The following is a 3083-nucleotide window of genomic DNA, read 5'->3' as shown; positions in this document are numbered from 1 at the left end:
CGCCCGCCGACGTTCGAGGAGCTCGGGCTGGCCCACGGCCTGGTGCTGTACCGGGCCACCGTGCACGGGCCGCGGGGTCCGTACGAGCTGCACGTCGACGGGCTGGCCGACCGGGCCCACCTGTTCGTGGACGGCGAGCCGGTGGCGGTGCTCGAACGGGACCGGCTGACCGGCGTGCCCGTCGCGGTGCCCGGCCCGTCGGCGGTGGTGGAGCTGCTGGTCGAGTCGATGGGCCGGGTCAACTACGGCCCCCGGCTGGGCGACCGCAAGGGCATCGTCGGCGGCGTGCGGCACGAGCGGCAGTACGTGCACGGCTGGGAGGCCGTGCCCATCCCGCTGGACGACGTGTCCGGGCTGCCGTGGGGCCGTACCGGCGCGACGACCGGGCCGGTCTTCCACCGCGGCACGCTCACCGTGGCCGAGCCGCGCGACGCCTACCTGGCCCTGACCGGCTGGACCAAGGGGTACGTCTGGGTGAACGGGTTCTGCCTGGGCCGCTACTGGGACCGGGGCCCCCAGCGCACCCTCTACCTGCCGTGGCCGCTGCTGCGGGCGGGCGGCAACGAGCTGGTCGTCCTCGAACTGGACGGCTGCCGGGAGCCGGTCGTGGAGATCCGCGAGAAGGCCGGCCTTGGCTAACCCGTGCCCGGTCGTCGTGCCCCGCCTGCAGCAGTGGGACGGCGGCGCCGGCGTGCTCCCCCGGGCCGCGCTGGCCAGGGTCGTGAGCGGCGAGAACGCCCTGCGTGACCGGCTCGTCCGGGAGATCGGGCAGGTCACCGGCCTGACCCTGGCGGCGGCCGGTGGGCCGGCGGGCGCCGGTGACGTCGTCCTGACCCTCGACCCGGCGCTGACGTGGGAGGCGGGCGGCGCCCGCTTCGCCGAGGAGGGCTACCTGCTCGCCGTCACCGGCGAGCAGGTCCGGATCTCCGCGCCCACGCCCACCGGCCTGTTCTACGGCACGCGCAGCCTGCTGCAGATCCTGCGCACCACCGCCGAGCTGCCGGTGGGCGCCGCCGCCGACTGGCCCGACTACCCGGTGCGCGGCTTCATGCTGGACGTGGGCCGCCGCTTCTTCACGCCCGGCTTCATCCGCGAGCAGCTGGCCGTCATGGGCTGGTTCAAGCTCAACGAGCTGCAGCTCCACCTCAACGACAACGGCTTCCTGGCCCCGGACGGAACCTGGGCGGAGGTGCAGGCGGGCTTCCGCCTGGTGCCGGAAGACCCCGCGCTGGCCGGGCTGGCCTCGGCCGACGGCGCCTACGACCGGGCGGACTGGGACTCCTTCGAGGAGGCGGCGGCGGCCGAAGGCGTCACCCTCGTCCCCGAGATCGACGCGCCCGCCCACTCTCTGGCGTTCGTCCGGTTCCGTCCCTCGCTCGGGCTGGGCGACGACCACCTGGACCTGTCGAAGCCGGAGGCCACGCAGTTCGTCAAGGACGTGTTCACCGAGTTCGTCCCCTGGTTCCGCGGCCCGCACGCGCACTTCGGCGCCGACGAGTACCTGGCCGACGAGCCGCGCTACCGGGAGTTCTTCAACGCGATGGCGGCCCACCTGCGGGCGCTGGGCAAACGTCCGCGCGCGTGGGGCAGCCTGACCAGGATGGCGGGCGGCGTCCCCGAGGGCTACGACCGGGACGTGGTGATCAACTGCTGGGCCACCGTCTGGTACGGCCCGCACGAGGCAGGGCGGGACGGCTACTCCTTCGTCAACACCAGCGACTCCCTGCTCTACATCGTCCCGGCCGCCACCTATTACCACCCCGACGGCCTGGACGGCGAGTACCTGTACGACCACTGGGCGCCGCACGTCTTCCCCGACGGCCAGAGCGTGGCCCCCGGCGATCCGCGGCTGCTGGGCGCCATGTCGGCGGTGTGGAACGACATCACCGCGGCGCCCTACACCGAGGACGACGTGCGCGACCTGGTCGAGCCCACCTTCGCCGTGCTGGCCCAGAAGATGTGGAGCGGCGCGGGCGGCCTGCCGTACGGCGCCTTCATGGACGCCGTGCGGGAGGCCGGGCGCGGGGACATGCGGCCCTGACGGCGGCACGGGGTACGTCAGGGGTGGACGGCGGGCACGATGCGCCAGTCGCGCTGGAAGACGAGGTTGTGCAGGTCGGCGGCGGCGATGGCCCTCAGGACGGGGACGAGCTCCGCCGCCTGCTCCGCGTCCGCGACGTTGAGCGGCCACTCCCCCACGGTGGCGCCCCGCAGGTGCGGATGGTGGAATCCGGCGCCGTAGTGGGCTGTCAGGGTGAGCGGCGCGAGGCCCGCCGCCCGCTGCGCCGGCCACGACAGCGTCCAGACGGCGAAGCTGCCGCCCGCGGCGTCGGCCCGCGTGCCGGTGGCCTCGACGGCGCCGGCGCCCAGCAGGAGGTGCCGGTCGAACTCGGCCAGCACCTGCCGGGCGGGCGCGTCGAGGAGTGCGACGGCCCGCCGGAAGGCGTCCTGTTTGCCCTGGCGGGTGACGTGCCCGGCGTGGGTGCCGTCCCGCAGGTCGGCGAAGTGGCGGACGAGCGCCTCAAGGGGGGCGGGGGGAACGTTCATCGGTGGTCCTCTCGATGGTCGGACGGGTCCGGCCCGCGCAGGGCCCGCGCGAGCAGCCGGAGAAGGGGACGGCCGGGGCGCAGCACGTCGCCGTGGACGGCGCCCGGCGGGCGGAGCAGCCGCGCCGGGACGCCGTCGGCGCGCAGCCGCCGCGCGTAGGACTCGACGTCGTCGTGCACGGGGTCGTCGCGGCCGACGGCGAGCACGGCGGGGGCCACCCCGGCCAGGGTGGGCGCCTCCCAGTGCGTGGTGTACAGGCGGGTGCCGTCGGCGTCGCGGACGGCGGCCGGCCGGTCGCCGCGCCAGGCGCGCCAGGCCCGGCGCAGCGGCTCCGCCTGCGGGAACGCCGACGGCGAGCGGTGGTAGGAGGCGCCGGCGCAGGCCGGGTCGAACGGCGGGTAGGCCAGCACCTGCGCGGCCAGCGGCAGCCCGCGGTCGCGGGCGGCCAGGGCGGCGACGGCGGCCAGGTTGCCGCCCGCGCTGTCGCCGCCCACCGCGAGCGGCATCCCGGCCGCCTGGCCGTGGGCCCAGGCGAG

General features: G+C 75.8%; 3 protein-coding genes and 1 pseudogene. 2 read left to right on the top strand and 2 right to left on the bottom strand.

The window, feature by feature from the left end; genetic code table 11:
• Window positions 1–639 (top strand): annotated as a pseudogene (locus tag ACWCSD_RS50455) (beta-galactosidase); the annotation flags it as partial.
• Window positions 632–2041 carry a beta-N-acetylhexosaminidase gene (locus ACWCSD_RS50450; RefSeq protein ID WP_449926628.1) on the top strand — a complete coding sequence of 470 codons (1410 nt, stop codon included), beginning with the start codon at window positions 632–634 and terminating at the stop codon, window positions 2039–2041. The pseudogene ACWCSD_RS50455 and the gene ACWCSD_RS50450, both read left to right, overlap by 8 nt.
• Window positions 2042–2058: 17 nt before the next feature.
• Here the strand turns inward: ACWCSD_RS50450 and ACWCSD_RS50445 are convergent, their stop codons facing one another.
• A complete protein-coding gene (locus ACWCSD_RS50445; protein WP_449926625.1) occupies window positions 2059–2547 on the bottom strand; it encodes a hypothetical protein in 489 nt (162 codons plus the stop codon).
• Window positions 2544–3083, bottom strand: a 540-nt coding sequence (locus ACWCSD_RS50440) for an alpha/beta hydrolase fold domain-containing protein (protein ID WP_449926623.1), incomplete at its 5' end; no start/stop codon positions are given. The genes ACWCSD_RS50440 and ACWCSD_RS50445, both read right to left, overlap by 4 nt.

The organism is Nonomuraea sp. NPDC001684 (genome assembly GCF_053596515.1).
Note: the sequence above shows the minus strand (reverse complement) of the source record. Positions and strands in the feature narration are given on the sequence as shown.

Bases quoted from the DNA above. Each gene is read 5' to 3' on its own strand.
- ACWCSD_RS50445 (WP_449926625.1), bottom strand. From the start codon at position 2,547: ATGAACGTTCCCCCCGCCCCCCTTGAGGCGCTCGTCCGCCACTTCGCC.